The following is a 23,827-nucleotide window of genomic DNA, read 5'->3' on the forward strand; positions in this document are numbered from 1 at the left end:
CCGGAGCGCCGCTCGCCACGGCCGCGGCGTTCTAGCGGCAGCTGCCTTGCAGCGACTCGGACAGGTGACGCGTGCGGGCGGCCCGGCGCGCGCCGATGCGAGGCGGGCGCTCGTCATTCAGGCGCCCCGGTGCCGGCGGGGCGTCATCGTGGATGACCTCTTCGCTGTCGGGGCGCGTATGGGCGAAGCTGAACAGGTTGCTGAGAATCAGACCGGACGTGAGGTATTGCATGGCAGGGTCTCCAACGGAATGCCTGACTGCCGGCTAGCCTAGGCCGGCTTCGATGACCGGCTGATGACGGCGATCAAAAACCGGACAGGCGTCGGCCGCTGGCCTTCGGAGCTTTCTGCCGCTCGGCGCATGGCTTGACCGCCAGCCGGACGAGGCGGGCGGTCGACGGCGCAACCTGTCTGTGCAAGAACGGCTGGACGGACCTTCGACGAGGCGTCAACGTCCCATGCTCGGGCTTTGCATGAGGATCGGCGATGCGTACTCGCCTGATGATGGTTGGCGTGCTGGTGCTGCTGCACCTGTTCATTGGCGTGACGCTTGTCGGCGATCTGCCGTTCGGTCCGCTGGGACGCGGGTTCGGTTGGTTGTACCTGGGCGTCTCGATGGTGCTGCTGCCGCTGGGTCTGCGCTCGTCGGCCGGGAAGCGCTGGCTGGTCTGGCCGGGCCTGCTGGCGATGGGCATCTTTTCCAGCCTGGCGGTGCTGTCGCTGATGCGGGCGTTCATCGTGGCGGTCGCCGATCTGCTGGGCTGGGGCAACCGAGGGCTGGCGCAAGGCTCGGCGCTGGTCGTGCTGCTGGCGGTGGGGCTGTTCACGCTGTTCGGACTGCTCAATGCCCGGCGCACGGCACGGGTGGTCGAGCGCGACATCCGGCTCGAAGGCCTGCCGCCGGCGCTGAATGGCTTTCGCATCGTCCAGCTGAGCGATATCCATGTCGGCCCGACCATCCGTCGCGGCTACCTGCAAGCCATCGTCGAGCGGACGAACCGGCTCGAACCGGATCTGATCGCCATCACCGGCGACCTGGTCGACGGCAGCGTTGAGCAATTACGCGAGCACGTGGCGCCGCTCGCCGGGCTCGAGGCTCGGCATGGCAGCTACATCGTCACCGGCAACCACGAGTACTACGCCGGCGTCGGGGCCTGGATCATGGAGTTCGCCCGTCTCGGCCTGCCGGTGCTGCTGAACGAGCATGTGCGGCTGCGCCATGACGATGCCGATCTGGTGGTCGCCGGCATCACCGATTACTCGGCGCACCACTTCGAGCCCACCCACCGCAGCGACCCGACCGCGGCGCTGATCGGCGCGCCGGCCCATGCACCGAAGATCCTCCTGGCTCACCAGCCTCGCTCGGCCGCCGCGGCGCGCGAGGCAGGCTTCGATCTGCAGCTGTCCGGGCATACTCACGGCGGCCAGTTCTGGCCCTGGATGCACCTGGTGCGCTGGCAGCAGCCCTGGGTCGCCGGGTTGCAACGCACCGGGCGGCTCCAGGTGTACATCAGCCGCGGCACCGGCTACTGGGGGCCACCGCTGCGTTTTGGCGCGCCGTCGGAGATCACCCTCATCCGCCTGATCGCGGCCTGAGGCCGGACCGTTTCGTGGGTGCGGACAGCCTCAGGCGTGGATAGGCAGCTCGTACGGGCGGCCGTGGGCGACCGGCAGCGCATCGTCGTCGCGGCGAAAGCGCAGCAGCGAGCCGACGTAGGCTTCGCCGTTGGCCAGCACACAGCCGGCGTCTTCGACGTGCGCGTTGTATTCGAGGGCGATCATTTCCTGGCAGAAGGACGGTGACAGGCCCCGGTCGGGATCGACGAGCAGAACGTCCACCTGGTCCGCCGAGAGCAGGTCGATCACGTTGGCCAGCGCCATCGGATGCTCCGCGTGGTACAGCAGGTCGCTGCCGATGATGAGGTCGAACCGGCCGAAGTCGTCCGGGCAGTCTTCCCAGTCGAGGGCCCGGTAGCGCGGCGGGGTGAGTTCGTTGAGCCGTGCGTTGTCGGCGAGGAAGATCGGGATCAGCGGGTGGTAGTCGCTGACCGTCACGTCCGCGCCGCGCCGATGCGCCACCAGGCTGGCCAGCGCCAGGCCGGCGCCAAGCTCCAGCACCCGCTTGCCGTGCAGATCGAGCCCGAGCAGGGCGTTGGCCAGCACCATGCCGGACGGCCAGACCTGCCCGAACAGCGCCCAGCTGTCCTCGTCGATACCGAGCGCCAGGGCAGCGCCGTCGGGATCGTGGTACTGGTCGGGGTCGAGCAGGGAATGCATGACGAAGTGCATGTCGCCGACCGAAACGGTCTGGCGTTTGACGCGATAGCCGGGCACGGAATGACCTCTCGGCTGCCGGGTGGCAGCGCTCGTTACAGGCGAGCGTCGGAAGACGGGGCGTATAAATGAAGAAGCCCCGCCAGGCGGACCGCCTGGCGGGGCTTTTTGCGACAGGTGTCGTTTAGACGACTTGAACCTGATCGGCTTGCAGGCCCTTCTGGCCCTTGACCACGTTGAAGGTCACGGCCTGACCTTCGGCCAGGCTCTTGAAGCCGGCGCTTTCGATCGAACGGTAGTGGACGAAGAGGTCCGGGCCATCCTGCTGAGTGATGAAGCCGAAACCTTTCTCATCGTTGAACCACTTGACCGTACCGGATTGACGAGTCGACATGTTTGTATCTCCAGGGAGTAATTGGCTGCGGCGCTGCGACAGGCAGGCCGAGACTGGATGCAAAAGTGAAAACGACCGAGGAGATGGAACGACAAAATCAATACATCAAGCCGGGTACGCTGTAACAGCTGCAGAGCAGTGGCGGCCACTCTACTCGCTTGAGCGGCGATGTATAGCCTTTTCTGCTTTGGCTCGGGCGCATCGATTTATCCGGCTAATCGAAGCGGCCAGGCCAGGCCCGTCGAGGGCTGGCGATGCGCGTGCAGGCGTGGCGAATCAAAGATTCGGGGATACCGCTCGTCGCCTACCCGGCGAAGACGCCGATCGACTGGCTGAGCTCAGCCTGTCTGGAACGGGCAAGGCGGCCGCGGATTAAGCCGATTTCAGCCACCCATCGGCAGCCCTCAATCTGTCGATGGATATCGGCGGCGTTGCGCCAGCGACAGAATCCGGCCGGACTGTGCCGCTGCGTTCTGCTCGCGGCACCGGCAATGGCCTGCAATGGAGTGTTCCCATGCGTCGATCCTTTTATTCCCTGTCGCTTCTCGCGCTTGTCTGTTCGGCTTCCGCCTACGCGCTGGACGGCACGTCCGAGCAGACCCAATTGGGTACTGGCAACCAATCCTCGCTCACGCTCAGCGGAAGCGGCAGCGCGACCACCTTCCAGGACGGAGCGCTGAACAGCGTTGTCGTCGACCAGCAGGACGAGGGGTTCGGCCATGTCGCCCAGATCGAGCAACGGGGCGAAGGCAATGACCTTCAGCTGACCCAGGTGCTGGGCAATGGCTCCGTAGCGCGGGTCTATCAGAATGGCGCCGGTAACCAGTTCGTGGTCACCCAGGAGTATTACGCCAACACGCTCGATGCCACGGCGACCGGCAATGACAACCGTCTGACCGTCTATCAGGGCAGCTTCGGCGAGGCGACGACGGTGCAGACGGGCGACCGTAACGACATCACCGTTTCCCAGTTCACCGCAGGCTACGGCGGCGGGACGGCGTTGACCCAGACCGGCAATGACAACGTGATGGCGCTGACGCAGACCAGCGGCCAGCAATTCAGCGGGATGGTGCTGTTCGACCAGGTCGGCAACTTCAACCAGGCGGTGATCGCCCAGGGCGCGGAGCAGGGCAATCTGCAATTCACCCAGCAAGGCGACGGCAACGTCGCAACCATCGATCAGTACGGGCGCGCACCGACCATTCGCGGCCGCTCGGTCGGCAATGGCAACGAGGTCACCCTCAGGCAGAGCTTCGACGATCCGGTCATCGATCTGGTCCAGGAAGGGAACGGCAACCTCGCGAACGTTGACCAGTCGGCGCTGTACGTGTCGGCCAGCATCACCCAACTTGGCGATGCCAACCAGGCCAGCGTGCAGCAGCTGGGCGGGTTCGCCGGTGGCGACAGTGCCGTCATTCTCCAGCAGGGCACCGCCAACGTGGCGACCGTCCTCCAGCAGTGAACCTCGGGCCGGCACGCCGGCCCAACTCAGGACCACTTCCGCGCGGCCGGCCTTCCGGTCGCGCTCGCCTGAGGAGCCCTGCATGAAAGCCATGACCTACGACCGCTACGGCGATCCCGACGTGCTTCAGCTCACCGACCAGCCGATGCCGCGGGTCGGGCCGGGCGAGGTGCGCATCGAGGTACACAGCGCCGCGGTGAACCCGGTCGACTGGAAACTGATGGCCGGGATGCTGGACGGCCTGATGCTGCCGCTGTTTCCGGTCATTCCGGGCTGGGACGTGGCGGGCGTGGTGGAAAGCGTCGGGCCCGATACGCCCGAATTCGAGCCCGGCGACAAGGTGCTGGCCTACGCGCGCAAGGATTTCGTCCACGGCGGGACCTTCTGCGAATACGTCACCCTGGCCGCCCGCGCGGTGGCGCGCAAGCCTGATGGAGTCGACTGGGACCAGGCGGCGGGCCTGCCGCTGGCCGGGCTCACGGCGTATCAGCTGTTGACGCGGCTGGGCCTGCGCGAGGGCGAGACGGTGCTGATCCACAACGCGGCTGGTGGAGTCGGCGTATTAGGCGCGCAGATCGCTCGAAACCTCGGTGCGCGCGTGATCGGTACCGCGTCGGAAAAGAACCACGACTTCCTGCGCTCGCTGGACGTCGAGCCGGTCGACTATCGCGGGGATGTCGCTCAACAGGTTCGGTCGCTCGCCCCCGAGGGCGTCGACCTCGTGGCCGACTTCATCGGCGGTGTGCTCGAGACGACCCGCGCCGTGCTCAAGGCCGGTGGCCGGCACGGATCGATCGTCGATGACGCCGTCCAGCAGGCCGGCGGCCTCTACCTGTGGGTGCGGCCCGACGGTGAAGCACTGCAGGTGCTTGCCGAGATGGCCGCCCAGGGCCGTCTGGACGTCCCGATCGCCCGAACCTTCGAACTCGAGCGCCTGGCCGATGCCTTCCGCGAAAACCAGACCGGGCACGTCACGGGCAAGCTGATCGTCCACGTCAAGCGCTGATCTGCCGCCGGGTGGCGCGTGGGCGAGGTTCCTAGGGTTCGGTCGGTGCGCTGGGGTAGTGGCGACGGCGCCAGGATTGCAACTGCGCGCCCTTGGCCAGACGGCCGGCGATGTAGGCCAGCGTCTCGGGAATGGGCTTCTCGCCATCGAGCATGCTGGCCAGGCGTGGCGTCGCCAAGGCCCAGAAACGCTTCATCTCGGGTATGTCGGGCATGATCTCGCCGCGCTCGGCGGAGGCGAAGGTATGGGCGATCAGCGGGTCTTGCGACAGGCGCGCCATGATCTCCAGGTTGGCCACCGCCCCGAGCGGTTTTTCGGCGTTGATTTCGGCGAGGCCTTCGGCGCTGGTGAGGTAGTCCTCGATGAAGCGCTGGGCCTGCGCCTGGTTGGGGCTGGCGCTGTTGATGGCCGCGGCCAGCACGCCGACGAAGGGTTTGCCGGGCTGGTCGGCGCGCGCGGTCGGGATGTCCGCCAGGGCGAAGCGGATGCCGGCCTGCCGGATCTCGTTCCAGGCCCAGGGTCCGTTGACGATCATGGCGATCTCGCCCCGCTTGAAGCCCTCCATCATGCCGGCGTAGTCGGCCGCCCGGTCGAGCACGCCGTCGTCGAGCAGGCGTTTGATCGACGCGACGCCTTCCACCGCGCCGGGCGTGGCGAGGCCGACGTCGGTCAGGTCGTAGATGCCGTCCTTCTTCTTCAGGCTGTAGCCGCCGCTGCCGGCGATGATCGGCCAGGAGAAATACAGGTTGCGGTAATCCCAGGCGATGGCCCGCTTGCCCTGGGCGCGCAGGTTGCGATCCAGCTCGGCGACCTCGGCGAGGGTGCGGGGCGGGGTGGGGACGAGGTCCCGGTTGTAGATCAGGCTGACGACTTCGGTCGCCAGCGGATAGCCGTAGTACCGGTTGCCGATCGTGACCGCATCCCAGGCGAAGGCGGGCGCACGATCGAGCGCGGCCTGGCTCGGTTGGACGGTGGCGAGCAGGCCGTTGTTGATCCAGGAGCCGAAGCGGTCGTGGGCGAAGATGACGATGTCCGGGCCCTTGGCCGTGCTGGCCAGGCGATCGAAGCGGGCGGCGAGGTCGTCGGGGGTGGCGACGACGACCTCCATCCCGGTGGCCGTAGCGAAGCGCTCGCCGATCCGGGCGACGGCCTGGTGGCCTTTGTCCTGGTTGATCCAGATGCTCAGGGTGTCGCGTTCCAGCGCATGGGCCGGGGCGGCGAGCAGGGCCAGGTGGGTAAGCAATGGCAGAAGGATTGTTCTTGTTTTCATGGCTGCGTCCTGCAAAAGGGAGGGGAGCTCGCGCGCCCCTCCAGGTCACTGAATGGTCACTTGATCTGGATGTGCTCCAGCAGGTAGGCCTTGGCTCCGCTGTCGCCGACCCGCGCGGCCTCGTCGGCCAGGCGCAGGGCGCGTTCGAGGTCCTTTTCCGCCAGTGCCGCGTCGATCGCCTGGCGGTAGTACGCCTGGGTTTCGGGCAGCACCGATGGCGCGGGCACGGCAGGCAGGGTGGCGCCCATCTCGCGGCCGGTGCTGTAGGCCGGCACGTAGGTGTTGGCCTCCTGGCCGGCGACGCGGTCCTCGATCAGCACCATCTTGATGATGCCGGTCGGCGCGTGCTGGGCGACCGGGTCCGGTACGGCGGGTGGCTCGTTGCCGAGCGCCTCGGCGTAGGCCTTGGCCGGATGCACCAGGGTGGTCTGGCCGTCCATCTGCGCCTCGGAGGTGAACAGCACGAGGTAGCGCTCGTTGTTGGGGTTGTCGCGGTAGAGCCGATCGATACGCAGACGAGCGTCGAGGCTGTCGCCCTTCATGCCCGAGGCGGGCACGTAGGTGAAGTCGTCCGCATCGAGCAGCCGGGTGATGCGGAAATCGGCATCCAGCAGCATGGCGCTGGGGGCCAGCACCGTGTCGCCGGCCTGGCTGTACAGGCGGATCTCGAACGACTTGCTGTCAACCGGCAGCGCGAAGGCCCGGAAGAAGCTCTTGCCGCTGTCGAAGGCGTAGGCCGGGGCGCTGGTGTCGATCACCACGTCGCCGGAAAAGTCCGCCTTAATCGGCTGGTACGGCAGCTGGTCGATCCGCTCGCAGCAGATCGGGGCCGCCGCCAGGGCCTGGCGGGCAGTGTGTTCGGAAACTTCAAGCGGCGCGGGTGTAGGGGTCAGCGCGTCCACCCGTCGCAGCGGTTCGCTGCCACAGCCGGCCACGACTGCGGCCGCCAGTGCGAGGAGGGTAAAGCGGGTCATTCTCATGGGAATACTCCGATCGCCAAATCGAAAAGACCCCGGCCAGCCCTGGCCGGGGTAAAACACCGCCGAAACGGTGGGAGCGGAAACACGGTGAATCGAACCGGTCGGCGACGCGACCCTGGGAGGAGAGGCCCGCACGTCGCCGTCGGTCCAGACCGGGTGAGCACCGCTGCGCCTGGTCATGCTGCGTTGCAGGCATGACCGTCGCTCGCGAGGTTCCCTCACCGGTCTGGGCGACGCATCACCACCAGGCTTCGGCCTGGACGCCAAAGGTCAGACCGTCGTCGTCGCCGGCGTCGATCGACTGGCTGGCAGCCTGATAGCGGCCGCCGTCCCACATGGCGTAGGTGGCGAACACGCGGATCTGCGGGCGGGCCCAGAAGCTGCGGCCGGCCGACCACTGCTGGGCGATGGTGAATTTCTTGAGGTCGCGCGAATCCTGGTCGTCGGCTTGCGGCTCGATGTAGTCGTAGCCGAACTCGAACGCGGTGCTCATCACGTCGTTCCACTTGTACACCGGACGCACGCCGAAGGAGGCCCAGGTCTGGCCGGACTCGTTGTCGAAGTCCTTATCCTCGTAGATCTGCACGTACATCATCTCGATGTTTTCGCTCAGCCCGACCACGCCCTGGTTGACCACGCGGAGCATGTCGCCGTCGCTGTTGCCGGTGCTGTTGCGGCCGCTGCTGCCGATGATGCCGTCGGTGCCGTATTGCACGGCCAGCTTGTTGTAGCCGCCGAACCAGTTGCCCTGGGTGTGCTCGAGGGTGACGAGGTGGCCCTTCTGGTCCTCGTAGCCGTCGTCGCGCTCCTGGAAGTCGGCGAGGTTGGCCTTGCCGTAGTCGTAGCCGATTTCCAGCTTGCCACCGGGGTTGACGTCGATTTCGGCCAGGCGGAAGTCGAGGGTGTCGTTGGCGATGTTGGTGCCGGTCCCCGAGCCCTGGTAGACCCAGTCGCCGTCGGTGTTGCGCATCCAGGCCACGCTGGCCTTGGCGAAGCCGAGGTCGATGTCCTCGATGCCGGCGCCCGGACCCGACACGTCCCAGTAGTAGTAGTCGTTGATGTGCACGTCATGGCGCTTGTAGTAGCGCTTGCCGGCCCAGATGTCAGCGCCGGGCAGGGCGTCGATCAGGTTCTTGCCGATGACGTGGAACTGACGCAGCGCGACGTCGCCGGCTTCGTCATAGGGGTTGTAGTTGCCGTCGGCGTTGGTGTCGCTGCCTTCCCAGTCGTTCTCCTGGGTCGACTTGTAGGCAATCATCGTGTCGACGTAGAAGCTCTTCTCGCCCTCTTCCCAGACTTGCTGGCCCAGGCCGATCTCGGCGTAGGTCTCGCACTCGTTGCCGAGGCGGTACTTGGCGGGCGCGCCAGCGACCTGGAAGCAGGCCTGATCGCCGCCGCCAGCGGTGGCACCGACGCCCGAGCGCATGTAGCCGTGGAAATCGACGGCCGCCGCCGGGCCGCTGACGAGCAGGGCGGCCAGCAGATAGCCGGGCTTGAGCAGGAAGGTGGGTTGCTGGATGTGCTTCATGTGTGAAGTCCCTTGTTTTTGTTGTGGTCGTGCTTGAGTGGCGCCGTTCCGGTCCGCCGGCATGTCCGGGCGGCTGGCTGCGGTGCGGCAAGACTCGGTGATGGCCGGCTGACCTCACATCCTCCCGGCGGAAAAAAAGCGCGGCGGAGCGGCGGGGCGTAGCGCAGGGGTAGAAAGCGAAGCGGCCGGCGGGGAGGGGCGGAGCGCAGCGGCGGGGCGCAGTCGAGACCGCCATCGGCCTGGCCACTACGCCGGCAGGAAGTGCCTCGGGGGAGGTTTGTGCGGGACGGGTGCCGGCGCAGGCTGGCCCTGCCGGTCGGACGCACCGCCGGCAGCCATCCACCGTCCGTGGGCCTGGCCCGGCTGTCGGACGCCCGCACAAGTACAAGAACGGAGTGTTGCGATGAGCCGATCCCTGCGTGCCGCCTGCCTGGCGGCGATCCTCCTGCCCCTGACCTGCCAGACGGCGCTGGCCGACGTCGCGGGCAACAGCCCCAACGACGTGCGCTATCACGGCGGCGACGAAATCATCCTCCAGGGCTTTCACTGGAACGTCGTCCGCGAGGCGCCCAACGACTGGTACAACATCCTGCGCGACAAGGCCTCCACCGTCTCGGCCGACGGCTTTTCAGCGATCTGGATGCCGGTGCCCTGGCGCGACTTCTCGAGCTGGAGCGACCCCGCCAAGGGCACTTCCGGCGGCGGCGAAGGCTACTTCTGGCACGACTTCAACAAGAACGGCCGCTACGGCAGCGACGCGCAGCTCAAGCAGGCGGCCGCCGCCCTCAACGGGGCGGGCGTGAAGGTGCTGTACGACGTGGTGCCCAACCACATGAACCGCGGCTACCCCGACAAGGAAATCAACTTTCCCGCCGGCCAGGGCTACTGGCGCAACGACTGCGCCGATCCCGGCAATTACGCCAACGATTGCGATGACGGCGATCGCTTCATCGGCGGCGAGTCCGATCTCAACACCGGCCACCCGGATGTGTTCGCCCTGTTCCGCAACGAGTTCGGCAACTTGCGCGGCAACTACGGCGCGGGCGGCTTTCGCTTCGATTTCGTGCGCGGCTATGCGCCGGAACGGGTCGATAGCTGGATGACCGCCGCGCATGACGACGCCTTCTGCGTCGGCGAGCTGTGGAAGTCGCCGAGCGAATACCAGAGCTGGCAATGGCAGAACACCGCCACCTGGCAGGAGGTCATCAAGGACTGGTCCGATCGGTCGGACTGCACCGTGTTCGACTTCGCGCTCAAGGAGCGCATGCAGAACGGTTCGATCGCCGACTGGCGGTACGGCCTGAACGGCAACCCCGATCCGCGCTGGCGGGAAGTGGCGGTCACCTTCGTCGACAACCATGACACCGGCTACTCGCCCGGCCAGAACGGCGGCCAGCACCACTGGCCCTTGCAGGACGGACTGATCCGCCAGGCCTATGCCTACATCCTGACCACGCCCGGCACGCCGGTGGTGTACTGGGCGCACATGTACGACTGGGGCTACGGCGACTTCATCCGCCAGCTGATCCAGATCCGCCGCACCGCGGGCGTGCGCGCCGATTCGCCGATCAGCTTCCACACGGGCTACTCGGGGCTGGTGGCGACCATCAGCGGAACGTCGCAGACGCTGGTCATCGCGCTCAACTCCAACCTCGGCAACCCGTCGCAGGTCGCCAGCGGCACCTTCAGCGAAGCGATGAACGGCTCCAGCGGCGCGATTCGCGTCTGGCGCACCGGCGCGGGCAGCAACGACGGTAGCGGCGACACGGGTGGTCTGGTGCAGGTCGGCTTCACCTGCAACAACGGCGTCACCCAGCCGGGCGACAGCGTCTATGCCGTCGGCGGTGTCGCCGAACTGGGCAACTGGAGCCCGGCCAGCGCCGTGCGCCTGACCGACACCAGCGCCTACCCGACCTGGAAGGGCAGCATCGGCCTGCCCGCCGGGCAAACGGTGGAGTGGAAGTGCATCATCCGCAACGAAGCGGACGCCAGCGCCGTCAGGCAATGGCAACCGGGCGGCAACAACAGCGTCCAGGTCGCTGCCGGCGCCAGCACCAGCGGCGCCTTCTGACCCACCGCGCGCCGGCTTGCCCGGCGCATGCTTGGCGAATGCACTTACGTCTTCGCGAGCAAGCTCGCTCCTACAGAGAACGCCGCCGTTTTGGCATTCGTAGGAGCGAGCTCGCTCGCGAACGGCATTTCGGCGCGAGTGCCGGCGTCGCGCCATTGCCGGCCCCACCGCCGTCCAGGTACGCCCTGTCGGGAAGGTGCTACGCCTGCGGCTACGCCCTGGCCGGCGGTCGGCGGGGAGGATGCGGCGGGTTATTGGCGGGAACATCCTGACGGGCATAACAAAAACGCTGCCCGTCAGCCAGGAGTACCTCCCATGTCCCGTCCCGTTCTGCACAGGCGCTTCGCGCTGGGTTTCCTTCCGCGGCTGTACCTGCTCATTGCTGCGCTCGTGGCGTTGCTCATGCTGGTCGGCGGTGCCAGCCTAATGGCGATCACGCGGTTGCAGGACAACACCGAACAGATGGCCGGGACGGCGTCGCGGCTGCTGGTCAGCGAGAGCTTTTTCAGCGCCTTGCAGAGCCTGACGCAGAACCTGTCCAACGCGCTGGCCGAGGATCAGCCCGGCGCGCTGGGCGCCTACGCCGAGCAGCACCGTGCGCTGCATGCGAAGGCCGTCGAACTGCTGCAACGGCTCGAACGGCTGACGCCCGACCAGCCTGCCGCGCGCGAGCGGCTGGAGCGCATCCTGCCGGAGCTCGATAGCCGCAGCCTGGCGCTGATCGACGCGCATGCCGCGCAACTGGCGCGGATCGAGCGCAACGCCGTCGGCCTGCGCGACCTGCAATTGCAGTTCTCGCGACTCAAGCAGGACCTCCTGCAGGCCCAGTTCGCCACCAAGGACGATCTGGTGGCCTATTCGATCAAGCAGTTCATCATTCCGCTCGAGCAGGCCGAGGCGCTGCTGTTCGACGCCATCGGCGCCGGCTCGAGCGTGCGGCTGGACGAGGCGAGCGCGACCTTGGCCCAGCGTGTGCCGGATCTGGAGAAGAAGCTCGACAACGTGCTGATGGATCTCGAGCCGCACCAGGACAGCCGGACCGACTACGCGCATACCTTCCGCCCGCAGTTCGCCGAAATCCTGCGGCACGCGGCGATCGAGGGCGATGGCGCGCTGGGCGACTATTACCAGTGGTTGCGCGACAAGCAGGACAACCGCCAACAAAAGGGCGCGCTGGCCGAACTGCAAGCCCAGGCCCGCGCCGACATCGGTGAACTGATCGCCGCCGCGCAGGCGGTCAACCAGGCCCGGCTCGACGAAGCCCGCGCCACCTACCGGCGCGGCGTGAACACGGTGTTGTCGCTGGCGGCGCTGTCGATCGGGATCGCGCTGTTCATGGGCATCTGGCTCAGCCGCACCATGCGCCAGGCGCTCGACGCCGTATCGACCGCGTTGCGGCGCCTGGCCGAGGGCGACCTGGGCGGGCGCTGCGAATACCGCCGCGCCGATGAGTTCGGCCGCGTCTCGGCGCACCTCAATCAGGTGGCCGCCAACATGCGCGATGCGCTGGCGCAACTCGGCCACAACGCCAACGAACAGGACGCCATCGCCCGCAGCAACGCCGAGGCCTGCGCCGGTGCGCGCGACGGGCTGGCGGCGCAGCGCGCGAGCATCGGCTCGCTGGTGGCCAGCCTCACCGAACTGGAAGCCAGCTTCGGCGAGGTCGCCCGCCATGCCGAAGACACCGCCGTGCGCGTCGGCAGCGTCGAAGACCTGACCAGCCGCGGCAGCCGGATCATGGCCGGCACCAGCGACAGCACCCGCAGCCTGGCCGATCAGCTCGAAGCGAGCGTCGCCGAGATCGCCAACGTTGAGGCGCTGAGCGAGCAGATCGGCCAGATTCTCGACGTCATCCGCGGCATCGCCGAGCAGACCAATCTACTGGCCCTCAACGCCGCCATCGAAGCCGCGCGCGCGGGCGAGCAGGGCCGGGGCTTCGCGGTGGTCGCCGACGAGGTGCGCGGGCTGGCGCAGCGCACGGCGCAGTCCACCGGCGAGATCCAGCAGCGCATCGAGCGGTTGGCGCAGGGCATCGCCGCCGCCGTGCACTCGGTAGAGAAGAGCCGCGGGCACATGCAGGCCAACCTCGATCAGGTCGGCCAGGCCGATGCGGTGATGCAGGACATTCGCGAGCAGATCGCGCACATCGCCGTCATGTCACGGCAGATCGACCAGGCCACCGCGCAGCAACGGCTCGCCGCCGAGGAGGTCTCGCGCGGCATGCACGAAGTCGACGACGCCGCCGAACGCAACATGGGCAGCGTGATCGCCATCGCCGAGCGCAGCGATCGCCAGGCCCGCATGTCGGCCGAGCAGCAGGCGCTCTGCGCGCGTTACCGCACCTGATTCCCGGCGCCGCTCAGGCGGTGCCGGCCGCGGCGCGCTCGCCGACCTGCCAATCGAGCGCCTGGGCCTGGGCGATACCCAGCGCCTGTTCCAGTGCGGCGCGGTCGGCGGTCGGCTCGTTCGCCAGCGCGCCGGCGGCGAGCAGGTCCTGATGGTGCTCGGCGACCATCCGCTGCATCCAGCCGATGCGCTTGAGGGTCAGCGGCGTACAGGTCTGGCCGCCGAGATCGTCGGCCAGATCGAGCCGGTGCGAGCGCCAGGCCTCGCGCAGGTACAGCGCCTCGACCGAGCCGGCGAGCGCCCGGCTCCAGTCGTCGAGAATCCGGTCCAGCCGCTCCAGCACGTGCGCTTCGGCGCCGCGTGCATAGAGGCCGGTGCGCCAGGCGCGGTAGGCCTCGCGGGCGATCGCCTTCTCCAGCCGGAACGCCGCCAGTGCGCGTTCCGAGCCGTGCGCTTCCTCGCCCAGCAGCCAGGCGAAGAACTGCCGCGTCTCGAAGCGTTCGGCCGGGTGGAAACCGGGGCAGGCGAGGCCGTCGCTGTTGTACTCGCGCAGCGGGTCGAAGCGGTACATGTAGCCAAAGTCGAACAGACGGATCCGCCCGTCGTCGAGCACATTGCCGGGACACAGGTCCCACTCGAACAGGCCGTTGGCGCTGAGCGTGATCAGGGTGTCGAACAGGTCCAGCAGGCGCGGCTCATCCCAGCGGGCGACGGGCGCGCCGTCGATCCACGGCGACAGCAACACGCCGCGGCGAAAGCTGGCGTAGCAGGTGTCGACGATGCCCGACAGCCGCTCGGCCAGCGCCGGCTGCTGCTTGAGACGGCGCAGGTCGGCGCGTCGCTGCACCTCGTTCAGGAACGAGGTCTGTCCGTCGATTCCCTGGACCAGGCACTTTTCGCGGGCGCGCTTGAGCGTCCAGCTGCGGCCCGCCGCCTCGATGCGGTAGACGTGCGCGGTAAGGCCGCCGGGCAGGCGCTGGCTGACGTAGGTTTCGCTGCCGTTGGTGGCGGCGAGCTGGTCGAGCGGCAGCGGGCAATCCCGCGGGTCGCCGACTTCCAGCTCCTGACCACTGGCGACGAAGGCCAGTTGGGCGTGATGGCGGTCATTCTGCGGCGTCATGGGCAGGCTCCTGTCCAGAGGGGTTCGAGACGTGGGTGGAGGTCGATCGGCCCGGCGGCGAGACGGGCGCAGCCGATTGCCGGCAGGGAGTCGACCGCGCCTGGGCAAGGTCGATAGCACAGAGAGACGGGAGGCAGACATGGCGGACATCTACAAGCCCGAAACCCTTTCCAGCGAAGAGGTCGATTCGCTCGACGGCGTGACAGCGCTGGATTTCGGCACCAACTGGTGCGGCCATTGCCGCGCCGCCGAGCCGTACATCGAGCGGGCGCTGGCCGAGTACCCGCAAGTCCGGCACATCAGGATCGAGGACGGCAAGGGCCGCCGGCTCGGCCGGCGCTACAAGGTCAAGCTGTGGCCGACGGTGGTGCTGGTGCGCCTGGGGCAGGAGCGGGCGCGCGTGGTGCGGCCCGCCGACGAGGAGTCCGTGAAGGACGCCATCGCCCAGGCGCTCGGCCAGATCAGCGGTTGAGCGCATCGTCGCCACCGGCCTGAACCACGATCACCCGGTCGTCGCCCTTCACGCGGGCGAAGGCGTAGGGCTGTTTCGACAAGGGCCGATGCTCACCGGCACCGATGGCCGGGTGGCGTGAGCGGAACTGGCCGATGCGCCGCCAATGCTCGATCAGTGCGGCGACCTCAGGCATTTCGTGGCGGCTCCAGTCCATCGAGGAACGCGTGCCCTGGAAGGGGTCCGAACCGCTCGGGCCGAACGGGCGGGCGCTCTCGTCGCCGTAGAAGATCTGCACCGCGCCGGGCGCCAGCAGCAGCGCCGCGGCGAGGCCGCGCTGTCGGGCGAGACTGTCGGCGGCCTTGTCGCTGAACAGGGCCGTATCGTGGGACGAGGCATAGCTCATGAAGTTGTGGCCGGCATTCCTGGCCAGCAGCCCGGCGTAGTGCTGGTAGCTGGTTTCGGCACGGGCCAGGCATTCGCTGGCGGGCAGGGCGACTTCATCCTGGAAGGCGAAGTTGATCAGTGCGTCGAAGCCGTTGTCCTGGTACAGGCTCGGTTCCGGGCCGTGGCCGAAGACCTCGCCCACCATCCAGAACGGCTGCCCGGCGAGCGGATCGTCCGGGTGCGCCGCCGACCACTCGGCGCGGGCCTTGTCCGCCGCGGCGCGCAGTTCGGCCCAGGCTTCGGGCTCGACATGCCGGACGGTGTCGGCGCGGAACCCATCGACGCCGAACTCGCGCACCCAGAAGGTGAGCCATTCGATGAGGTAGTCGCGCACGCGGTAATCCTCGCGTGCGACGGCACGGGTCGGCTGCTTGTGCTGAAGGAAGACCGGCAGGCCGACGTGCGCCTCGCTCTCGGTCTTGAAGTCGGGCAGGAAGGCCAGCAGGCCCTTGACCGGGTCCACGACCACGCTCGGCGGCTGGTCGTAGTCGCCGATGCCGGCGCGCACCCACTCCTTGCCCCACCAGTCGGCCCAGTCGGGGTGCTGGTAGTCGATCAGGTTGTGGTAGGCGTGCAGGTTCTCGAAGGATTCCGGCTGCCAGCGGGTCCACTGCTCGGGCAGGTACTGCGCCATGCCGTCGCGCAGGCCGCCGAAGTCGAAGGTCTGCATGTCGGCGAGGGTCGAGTAGCCGGGATGGTTCATCACCACGTCGAACAGCACGCGGATGCCGCGGGCGTGCGCCTGTGCGATGAGTTCGCGCAGGTCGTCTTCCTCGCCCATGTTGGCGTCGAGCTGCGTGTAGTCCAGCGCGTAGTAGCCGTGATAGGCGTAATGGCGGAAGTCGCCCTTGTCGCCGCCGCCGACCCACCCGTGGATCTGCTCGTACGGCGCGCTGATCCAGAGCGTATCGACGCCGAGCGCGTCGATGTAGTCGAGGCGCGCGGTCAGCCCTTCGAGGTCGCCGCCGTGGAAGGTGCCGATTTCCTGCTGGCCGTCGGGCTGACGCCCGTAGCTGTTGTCGTTGGACGGGTCGCCATTGGCGAAGCGGTCGGTGATCACGAAGTACACCGTCGCATTGCGCCAGTCGCGTCCGGCCGGCTGCGCGTCGCTGTCGGCGCGCTCGAGCAGCAGCAGGCCGTCGCTGCCCGCCGCGGGCGTCATGCGGATGCGGCCGTTCTCGACCCTGGCGGTCTGGCCGCTGTAGCCATCGCGCAGCAGCGTTCCGTCGGCGAACACCTCGCCGACGGCGACCTCCACCGCCTCGCCGTTCCACGGCTGGCACGCCACGACGGCCGGGGCGGCCGGCTTCTCCTTTATAGGCAGCAGGCGCAGCGACGGGGATTCCCCGGTTTCGACGATCAGGCGATAGCGGCCCGGCGCCGGAACTTCGAAGCGATAGGCGCTGCCCGAGGCAAGGGGCTGGCGCCGGTAGGGCGCGAGCGGCTTGGCCGGCTGCGTCGCGTCGCCGATCAGCAGCACGCCCGGCGCCAGTTCGACTTCGGTGCTGTAGCGCCCGGATTGCATGTCCGCCCACTCGAGGCTGACCGATCGGTCATCCAGGCGGACCGGTAGCTCGGGGTCGGCGAAGGCTGCGCAAGCGGGGAGCAGCAGGCCCATGACCAGCGGGTGACAAGCGGACGGAAGTCGGTGCATTGTGTCGCTCCGTTGTTGTTTTCGTCGCATTTAACGGCTTGATGGCCGCCAGGTGCAGGCGTAATCGGGGGTGTCGTCGGCGGGTTTCGGATGCTGCGCAGCGGCGATCTACGCCCTGTTTCTACGCCCTCGTCCTCCTCCCGCGGGGAGGATGCGCCGACCCGGGGCCTGGCCGAGTATTCACGGACCGCAAACGCCCAGGGGCCTCGCGGGTGGGATCAACAATAAGAAGCCACGAGGAAAATCGAGAATGAACAAGAAGCTGTGGGGTGCAGCCACCATCGGTCTGGCTGCGACGCTGAGTCTCCCATTGCAGGCCATCGCGGCCATCGAAGAAGGCAAGCTGGTCGTCTGGATCAACGGCGACAAGGGCTATAAGGGCCTGGCGGAGGTGGGCGAGAAGTTCACCGCCGAGACCGGCATCCCGGTCGAAGTCGCCCATCCGGACAGCGCCACCGACAAGTTCCAGCAGGCCGCCGCCACCGGCAACGGTCCCGACATCTTCATCTGGGCCCATGACCGCATCGGCGAATGGGCCAAGAGCGGCCTGATCAGCCCGATCACGCCGAGCGCCGACACCAAGGAGGAGATCGCCGACTTCGCCTGGAAGGCGGTGGGCTACGACAACAAGCTGTGGGGCTACCCGATCTCCCTCGAGACCATCGGCCTGATCTACAACAAGGACCTGGTGCCCACGCCGCCCAAATCCTTCGACGAGGTGATCGCGCTCAACGAGAAGCTCGCCGCCGACGGCAAGCGCGCGATCCTCTGGGACTACAACAACACCTACTTCACCTGGCCGTTGCTGGCCGCCAACGGCGGTTACGTCTTCGAGGAGACCGAGAACGGCTACAACGTCAAGCAGACCGGTGTGAACAACGCCGGTGCCAAGCAGGGCGCGCAGGTTCTGGTGGATCTGATCGAGAAGGGCGTGATGCCCAAGGGCGCCGACTACAGCGTCGCCGAGGCCGCCTTCAACAAGGGCGAGTCGGCGATGATGATCAGCGGCCCCTGGGCCTGGAGCAACATCGAGAAGAGCGGCATCGACTTCGGCGTGGCGCCGATTCCGGCGATCAACGGCGAACCGGGCAAGCCCTTCGTCGGCGTGATGGCTGCGACGCTCAACGCCGCCAGCCCGAACAAGGACCTGGCCGTCGAATTCCTCGAGAACTACCTGCTCGAGGTCGAAGGGCTCAAGACGGTGAACGCCGACGTACCACTGGGCGCCGTCGCCAATGAGGCCTACATGGAGGAGCTATCCTCCAACCCACACATCAAGGCCACTTTCGAGAACGCGCAGATGGGCGAGCCGATGCCGAATGTCCCCGAGATGGGCACGTTCTGGTCGTCGATGGCCGCCGCGCTGACCAACATCACCTCGGGCCGGCAGACCGTTGACGCCGCCCTGGACGATGCAGCCAAGCGCATTACCCGTTGAAACCTGCGCCGGCGGCCGCGTGCCGCCGGCGACATGTCTTCTGGCTCGAAAGGACCCTGCTGTGAATGCCCGTGCCGAGTTGCCAAGCCCTGCCATGATGAGTCGATCCTGGACGCTCCACCCCACGCTGAAAACCGGGTTGCGCTGGCTGGTCTGGCTCACCTTCAATGCCTTCGCCCTCTACCTGGTGGTGGCGCTCTATGCCCAACGGCAACTGGCCTTCGCGCTGCTCGGGCTGGTGGTGACCGGCCTGGCCAGCTACGTCTTCATCAATCGACGCGCCTATGCCCACCGCTACATCTACCCGGCGGTCGCCGGCATGCTGGTGTTCGTCATCTTTCCGCTGCTATACACGGTGGGCATCGGCTTCACCAACTACAGCGGCAGCAACCTGCTCAGTCAGGAGCAGGTGCAGCAGTATCACCTCAACCAGACCTTCCTGGCCGGCGAGCGCTACCGTTTCACGCTACACGCCAGCCCCGAAGGCGATCGCGTGCGGATCGACAAGGGCGAGCAGGGCGTGTTCGTCAGCGAGCCGCTGACCGGCGAGCCCGATCCGCAGACGCCGCTGGCGATGCGCCCGGCGAGCGAAGTCGAACTCGGCGAAGCGCTGCCGCTGCGTGACGTCATCAAGCGGCGCAACGAGCTGGACCAGCGCGTACTCGCCGGCCCTGGCGGCGACCTGTTGCGCATGTACGGCCTACGTGAATTCGCCGCCGCGCAGCCGCTCTATCGCCTGGCCGAAGACGGTGCGCTGATCAGCAACAAGACCGGCGAGCGCCTGGTGCCCGACCTCGAGCGCGGCTTCTACGTGGACGAGCAGGGCGAGATCGTGCCGCCCGGCTTCAGCGTCTTCGTGGGGATGGACAACTTCGCCAAGGTCATCACCGACCCGAGCATCCGCGGACCCTTCCTGCAGATATTCGTCTGGACGGTGGCCTTCGCCGGACTGACGGTGGTCTTCACCCTGGCGGTCGGCCTGGTGCTGGCGAACCTGCTGCAATGGGAGCTGGTGCGCGGCAAGCCGTTCTACCGGGTGATGCTGATCCTGCCGTACGCGGTGCCGGCGTTCATCTCGATCCTGGTGTTCCGCGGCCTGTTCAACCAGAACTTTGGCGAGATCAACCTGCTGCTCGACACCCTGTTCGGCATCCGCCCGGACTGGTTCAGCGACCCGACGCTGGCGCGCAGCATGATCCTGATCGTCAACACCTGGCTCGGTTACCCGTACATGCTGCTGCTGTGCATGGGCCTGTTGCAGGCGATCCCGAAGGATCACTACGAGGCCTCGGCGATGGATGGCGCGACGCCGCTGGACAACCTGCTGCGCATCACCCTGCCGCAGCTGATCAAGCCGCTGATGCCGCTGCTGATCGCGAGCTTCGCCTTCAACTTCAACAACTTCGTGCTGATCACGCTGCTCACCCGCGGTGGCCCGGACATCATCGGCGCCACCACGCCGGCCGGCACCACGGACCTGTTGGTCAGCTACACCTACCGCATCGCGTTCCAGGATTCGGGGCAGAACTTCGCCCTGGCCGCCGCCATCGCCACCATGATCTTCATGCTGGTCGGGGCGATGGCCTGGCTGAACCTGAAATTGTCGAAAGTGAAGGTCTGAGGAGTACCCGCGATGGCTATGGTCCAACCCAAATCCGTGAAGTACCGCCTCTGGCTCACCCACCTGGGGCTGCTCGGCTTCATTGCCCTGATCGTGTTCCCGCTGCTGATGGTCATCAGCATCTCGTTCCGCGAGGGCAACTTCGCGACCGGCGCGCTGTTCCCGGAAAACCCGACGCTGGAGCATTGGTCGCTGGCCCTGGGGATTCCCTACACCCAGGACGACGGCACCGTCGTGCAGCCGCCGTTCCCGGTGCTGCTGTGGCTGTGGAACTCGATCAAGATCGCGCTCATCAGCTCGGCGCTGATCCTGATGCTCTCGACCACCAGCGCCTACGCCTTCGCGCGGATGCGCTTCGGCGGCAAGGCGCCGATCCTCAAGGGCATGCTGATTTTCCAGATGTTCCCGCCGGTGCTGTCGCTGGTGGCGATCTACGCGCTGTTCGACCAGCTCGGGCAACACGTGCCCTGGCTCGGCGTGAACACCCACGGCGCGGTGATCGTCGCCTCGCTCGGGGGCATGGCGCTGCACATCTGGACCATCAAGGGCTACTTCGAAAGCATCGATGCCTCGCTCGAGGAGGCCGCGGTCGTCGACGGCGCCACCACCTGGCAGGCGTTCTTCCACATCCTGCTGCCGATGAGCGTGCCGATCCTGGCGGTTGTGTTCATCCTCGCGTTCATCACCTGCGTCACCGAATACCCGATCGCCTCGGTGCTGCTCATGGATGTCGACCGGCTGACGCTGGCCGTAGGCGCGCAGCAGTACCTCTATCCGCAGAACTACCTCTGGGGCGACTTCGCCGCGGCGGCCGTGCTGTCGGGCCTGCCGATCACCCTGATGTTCCTGTACTGCCAGAAGTGGATCGTCGGCGGACTCACGGCAGGCGGGGTGAAAGGCTGAGTACACAGCGGCCCGACCGATATGTCGCGTCAGGATTCGAACAAGGACAAGAAAGGGAAGAACCCTATGAACGCCGCGTTACCAACGCCCCTACCGTTGATTCCGGCCAAGCTGCAAGCACCCTCCCTGCCCACCGGGCTGCTCGATCGGCCCCGATTCGACGAGTGGTTCCAGCGCCTGCCGGAGGTTCGGCTGGCGCTGCTCCAGGCCGCCAGCGGTTTCGGCAAGACGACCCTGGCCTGCCAGTGGGGCCGCGATTTCGCTGGGCCGACGGCCTGGTTCCGGCTGCATCCGGGCGATAACGATCCGGCCCAGTTCGGCCGTTACCTCGCCCAGGCGCTCGATCAGCGCGTGGAGGGCGGTTGTCCGATCGCCGTGGCGCTGGCCGAGCAGGGCGCCCCCGGTATCGAGGCGCTGGTCACGCGCCTGCTCGCCGAGCTGCCGGTCGAGCACTCGCCGCTGCTGCTGGTGTTCGACGAATTCGAGGTGATCTACAACCGCGAGCTGATCGCGGCGCTGCGCTTCTTCCTGCGCAACATGCCGACCTGGCTGACCTTGCTGGTGTGCAGCCGTACCGTGCCGGACCTCGGCGTCGCCGAACTGCGGGTCAAGCACCAGCTGCTTGCGCTCGATGCGCGGCAGCTGGCCTTCGAGGACGACGAAGTCCAGGCGCTGCTCGACCTCGGCCTGCCGGTGAACATCAACCGCGAGCAGGTCGAACGGCTCAACCGCCGCATCGGCGGCTGGCCCTGTGCGTTGCAGCTGGCGTTGCAGGAAGTCCAGACCACCCGCGGGATGGATCAATTCCTCGAAAACCTGCAACTGGGCCATCCCGACATCCGCGACTACATGCGCGAGCAGGTGATCGAAGGGCTGCCGGGGTCGCTGTATGACTTTCTCGAAGCGACCTGCCTGCTCGATCGCTTCAATGCGGCGCTCGCCGACCGCCTGACCGAGGGCTGCAACGGCCGCGAAATGCTCGAACGGCTTGAGCGTGGCGGCCTCTTCGTGCAGGCCCTCGACGGGCTGCGCCAGTGGTACACCTACCATCCGCTGTTCGCCGTGTTCCTCCAGGGCGAGCTGCGCACGCACCAGCCGCAGCGCGTCTTCGAACTGCATCTGCGCGCCTCGGAGGCGCTATTCGCCGAGAACCTGTCCGAGGAAGCGGCACGCCACGCGGTGCAGGCGCGCAACCCGGAGCGCGTGTGCGAAGTGCTCGAACGCCACGGCCGGGCGTTCTACCGCCAGGGCCGCCTGGCCTTGCTCAAGCAATGCCTGGACACCCTGCCCGAGACCACCATCGCCGGGTCGCCGCTGTTCACGTTGCTGCAGGCCTGGGTTTCGCAGAACTCCTATCAGTTCGATCAGGTCGAGCGCTGGTTCAAGGCCGGCGAGCAGGCCCTGCAGGAGCGCTGCTCGGAAGAGGAGTGGGCGCGGGTGGTCGGCGAATTCAACGCCGTACGCGCGCAGGTCGCGATGAACCAGGGCGACGAGCAGCGAGCGATCGCGCTCGCCGAAGACGCGCTGGCGCGCGAGCCGTTGATCATGCGTACCTCGCGCGTCGCGGCGATGTCGGGGCTGGCGGAGGCGCATTTCGTGCAGGGCGCGCTGACGCAGGCGCAGAAGCAGTACGAAGAGGCCGAACGCCGCGCCCGTGAAATTCGTGCGTCGCATCTGGTGGTGTGGAGCCTGGGGCAGCTGTCCGAAATCGCCATTGCCCAGGGTTACCTGCAAAAGGCCTATACGCTGCAAGAGCGCGCCATCCAGTACGTCGAGCAGGAAAAGCTGCAAACCACGCCCATCATGGAGTTCATCTACCGGGTGCGCGGCCAGGTGCTGTGGGAGTGGCACCAGCTCGACGCCGCCGAGCAGTGCGCGCTACAGGGCTTGCAGATGCTCGACGACCTCGGCGACCACTGGCGGCTGCAAAGCTACGCGCTGCTCGCCGGCATCGCCCACGCGCGCGGCCAGCAGAGCGCCTGCGCCGACTACATCGGCCAGTTGCAGGGCATGCTCGCCGACGACAACTACCACATCGACTGGCTCGCCAACGCCCACGCCGTGATGCTCACCTACTGGGATTCGACCCAGGACCGCGAAGCCATCCGCCAGTGGCTGCACACCGCGCCGCCGCTCAAACCGGGTGCCAACCATTTCGCCCAGTTCAATGCGCGCAACCACGTGCGCGCCTACCTGTCGCTGAGCCAGACCGACAAGGCGCTGCCGATCCTGCGGCAGATGCAGGCGGACGCCGAGCGCCACGGCCTGGTCATGGACCTGAACCGCAACCACATCCTCCAGGCGCAGCTGCACTGGATGCGCGAGGAGCGCCAGCAGGCGCTCGACCACCTGCACAAGGCGCTGACGCTGGCCAGCACCACCGGCGCGATCGGCAGCTTCCTGCGCGTCGGCAAGCTGATCATCGCCATGCTCAAGAGCCTGCAACACGAGCGCCGGCTCGACGAGCTCGAAGCCCAGCGCACGGTGCGACTGATCCAGCTCGCCCAGCAGCAGCGCGACTTCAGCCGCGCCATCCGCATCACGCTCGACGAAGCGGTGATCCAGGACATCATCAACCGGCCGGATGTGCCCGAGCTGATCCGCCACTCGCCGCTGACCCGGCGCGAGTGGCAGGTGCTGAGCCTGATCCACGCCGGCCAGTCGAACGAGCAGATCGCCGAGCATCTGAACGTCGCGCCGACGACCATCAAGACGCACATCCGCAGCCTCTACCAGAAGCTCAATATCACCCATCGCAGCGAGGCGGTGCAGCTGGCGCGGGACCTGTTGAGCAAGATCCAGGGCGAGTGACTGGACGGTCCCTGAGCAAAATTTTGTAAGCAGGCTTCAGAACGCGGGCCG

18 protein-coding genes are annotated in these 23,827 nt (G+C 67.2%); 10 read left to right on the top strand and 8 right to left on the bottom strand.

Annotation, left to right across the window (positions count from 1 at the left end; all coding sequences use genetic code 11):
• Window positions 1–31: 31 nt before the first annotated feature.
• Window positions 32–232: a hypothetical protein gene (locus tag D7325_RS12980; RefSeq protein ID WP_120996258.1), complete on the bottom strand. Its 201-nt coding sequence runs from the start codon at window positions 230–232 to the stop codon at window positions 32–34.
• 254 nt (window positions 233–486) lie between these two features.
• On the opposite strand from D7325_RS12980, the gene D7325_RS12985 reads away from it, so the two are divergent.
• Window positions 487–1,596, top strand: a complete 1,110-nt coding sequence (locus D7325_RS12985; RefSeq protein ID WP_120996260.1) for a metallophosphoesterase — start codon at window positions 487–489, stop codon at window positions 1,594–1,596.
• A gap of 30 nt (window positions 1,597–1,626) precedes the next feature.
• Here D7325_RS12985 and D7325_RS12990 read toward each other — a convergent pair whose 3' ends face one another.
• Both D7325_RS12990 and D7325_RS12995 read right to left on the bottom strand, forming a co-directional pair.
• Entirely contained in the window at window positions 1,627–2,334 is a 708-nt protein-coding gene (locus D7325_RS12990) for a class I SAM-dependent methyltransferase (RefSeq protein ID WP_245962079.1), read from the bottom strand.
• Between the two features lie 124 nt (window positions 2,335–2,458).
• A complete protein-coding gene (locus D7325_RS12995) occupies window positions 2,459–2,668 on the bottom strand; it encodes a cold-shock protein (protein ID WP_120996262.1) in 210 nt (69 codons plus the stop codon).
• A 514-nt stretch (window positions 2,669–3,182) separates the two neighbouring features.
• Here D7325_RS12995 and D7325_RS13000 point away from each other — a divergent pair.
• Window positions 3,183–4,130 carry a hypothetical protein gene (locus D7325_RS13000; RefSeq protein WP_120996264.1) on the top strand — a complete coding sequence of 316 codons (948 nt, stop codon included), beginning with the start codon at window positions 3,183–3,185 and terminating at the stop codon, window positions 4,128–4,130.
• Between the two features lie 82 nt (window positions 4,131–4,212).
• Complete coding sequence (locus D7325_RS13005) at window positions 4,213–5,136, top strand: NADP-dependent oxidoreductase (RefSeq protein WP_120996266.1); 924 nt, start codon at window positions 4,213–4,215, stop codon at window positions 5,134–5,136.
• Window positions 5,137–5,167: 31 nt separating this feature from the next.
• Here D7325_RS13005 and malE (D7325_RS13010) read toward each other — a convergent pair whose 3' ends face one another.
• The 3 genes from malE (D7325_RS13010) to D7325_RS13020 form a co-directional block, all read right to left on the bottom strand.
• Window positions 5,168–6,406: a maltose/maltodextrin ABC transporter substrate-binding protein MalE gene (gene malE / locus D7325_RS13010; RefSeq protein ID WP_120996268.1), complete on the bottom strand. Its 1,239-nt coding sequence runs from the start codon at window positions 6,404–6,406 to the stop codon at window positions 5,168–5,170.
• 56 nt (window positions 6,407–6,462) lie between these two features.
• Entirely contained in the window at window positions 6,463–7,380 is a 918-nt protein-coding gene (locus D7325_RS13015) for a MalM family protein (protein WP_120996270.1), read from the bottom strand.
• Window positions 7,381–7,624: 244 nt separating this feature from the next.
• Window positions 7,625–8,914 (bottom strand): maltoporin, encoded by a 1,290-nt coding sequence (locus D7325_RS13020; RefSeq protein WP_120996272.1) that lies wholly within the window; start codon window positions 8,912–8,914, stop codon window positions 7,625–7,627.
• A 403-nt stretch (window positions 8,915–9,317) separates the two neighbouring features.
• On the opposite strand from D7325_RS13020, the gene D7325_RS13025 reads away from it, so the two are divergent.
• Entirely contained in the window at window positions 9,318–10,985 is a 1,668-nt protein-coding gene (locus D7325_RS13025) for a glucan 1,4-alpha-maltotetraohydrolase domain-containing protein (RefSeq protein ID WP_120996274.1), read from the top strand.
• A 315-nt stretch (window positions 10,986–11,300) separates the two neighbouring features.
• Window positions 11,301–13,331 carry a methyl-accepting chemotaxis protein gene (locus D7325_RS13030; RefSeq protein WP_162988049.1) on the top strand — a complete coding sequence of 677 codons (2,031 nt, stop codon included), beginning with the start codon at window positions 11,301–11,303 and terminating at the stop codon, window positions 13,329–13,331.
• 13 nt (window positions 13,332–13,344) lie between these two features.
• Here the strand turns inward: D7325_RS13030 and D7325_RS13035 are convergent, their stop codons facing one another.
• The gene (locus D7325_RS13035; protein WP_120996278.1) at window positions 13,345–14,451 is read right to left on the bottom strand and encodes a protein kinase family protein; all 1,107 of its coding nucleotides are present in this window, start codon (window positions 14,449–14,451) and stop codon (window positions 13,345–13,347) included.
• Between the two features lie 139 nt (window positions 14,452–14,590).
• Between D7325_RS13035 and D7325_RS13040 the strand changes: the two genes are divergently transcribed.
• Window positions 14,591–14,923 carry a thioredoxin family protein gene (locus D7325_RS13040; protein ID WP_120996280.1) on the top strand — a complete coding sequence of 111 codons (333 nt, stop codon included), beginning with the start codon at window positions 14,591–14,593 and terminating at the stop codon, window positions 14,921–14,923.
• Here D7325_RS13040 and D7325_RS13045 read toward each other — a convergent pair.
• Window positions 14,913–16,967 (bottom strand): alpha-amylase, encoded by a 2,055-nt coding sequence (locus D7325_RS13045; protein ID WP_425452313.1) that lies wholly within the window; start codon window positions 16,965–16,967, stop codon window positions 14,913–14,915. The two genes, D7325_RS13040 and D7325_RS13045, sit on opposite strands and share 11 nt — an antisense overlap.
• A 286-nt stretch (window positions 16,968–17,253) precedes the next feature.
• Between D7325_RS13045 and malE (D7325_RS13050) the strand changes: the two genes are divergently transcribed.
• From malE (D7325_RS13050) to malT, 4 genes are all read left to right on the top strand, one after another.
• The gene (gene malE / locus D7325_RS13050; RefSeq protein WP_120996284.1) at window positions 17,254–18,441 is read left to right on the top strand and encodes a maltose/maltodextrin ABC transporter substrate-binding protein MalE; all 1,188 of its coding nucleotides are present in this window, start codon (window positions 17,254–17,256) and stop codon (window positions 18,439–18,441) included.
• Between the two features lie 61 nt (window positions 18,442–18,502).
• Window positions 18,503–20,062, top strand: a complete 1,560-nt coding sequence (gene malF, locus D7325_RS13055) for a maltose ABC transporter permease MalF (protein ID WP_177431799.1) — start codon at window positions 18,503–18,505, stop codon at window positions 20,060–20,062.
• Between the two features lie 12 nt (window positions 20,063–20,074).
• Window positions 20,075–20,965 carry a maltose ABC transporter permease MalG gene (gene malG, locus D7325_RS13060; RefSeq protein ID WP_120996286.1) on the top strand — a complete coding sequence of 297 codons (891 nt, stop codon included), beginning with the start codon at window positions 20,075–20,077 and terminating at the stop codon, window positions 20,963–20,965.
• A gap of 66 nt (window positions 20,966–21,031) precedes the next feature.
• Entirely contained in the window at window positions 21,032–23,776 is a 2,745-nt protein-coding gene (gene malT, locus D7325_RS13065) for an HTH-type transcriptional regulator MalT (RefSeq protein ID WP_120996288.1), read from the top strand.
• Window positions 23,777–23,827: the final 51 nt, after the last annotated feature.

The organism is Stutzerimonas urumqiensis (genome assembly GCF_003640395.1).
GTDB classification, from domain to species: Bacteria; Pseudomonadota; Gammaproteobacteria; order Pseudomonadales; family Pseudomonadaceae; genus Stutzerimonas; species Stutzerimonas urumqiensis.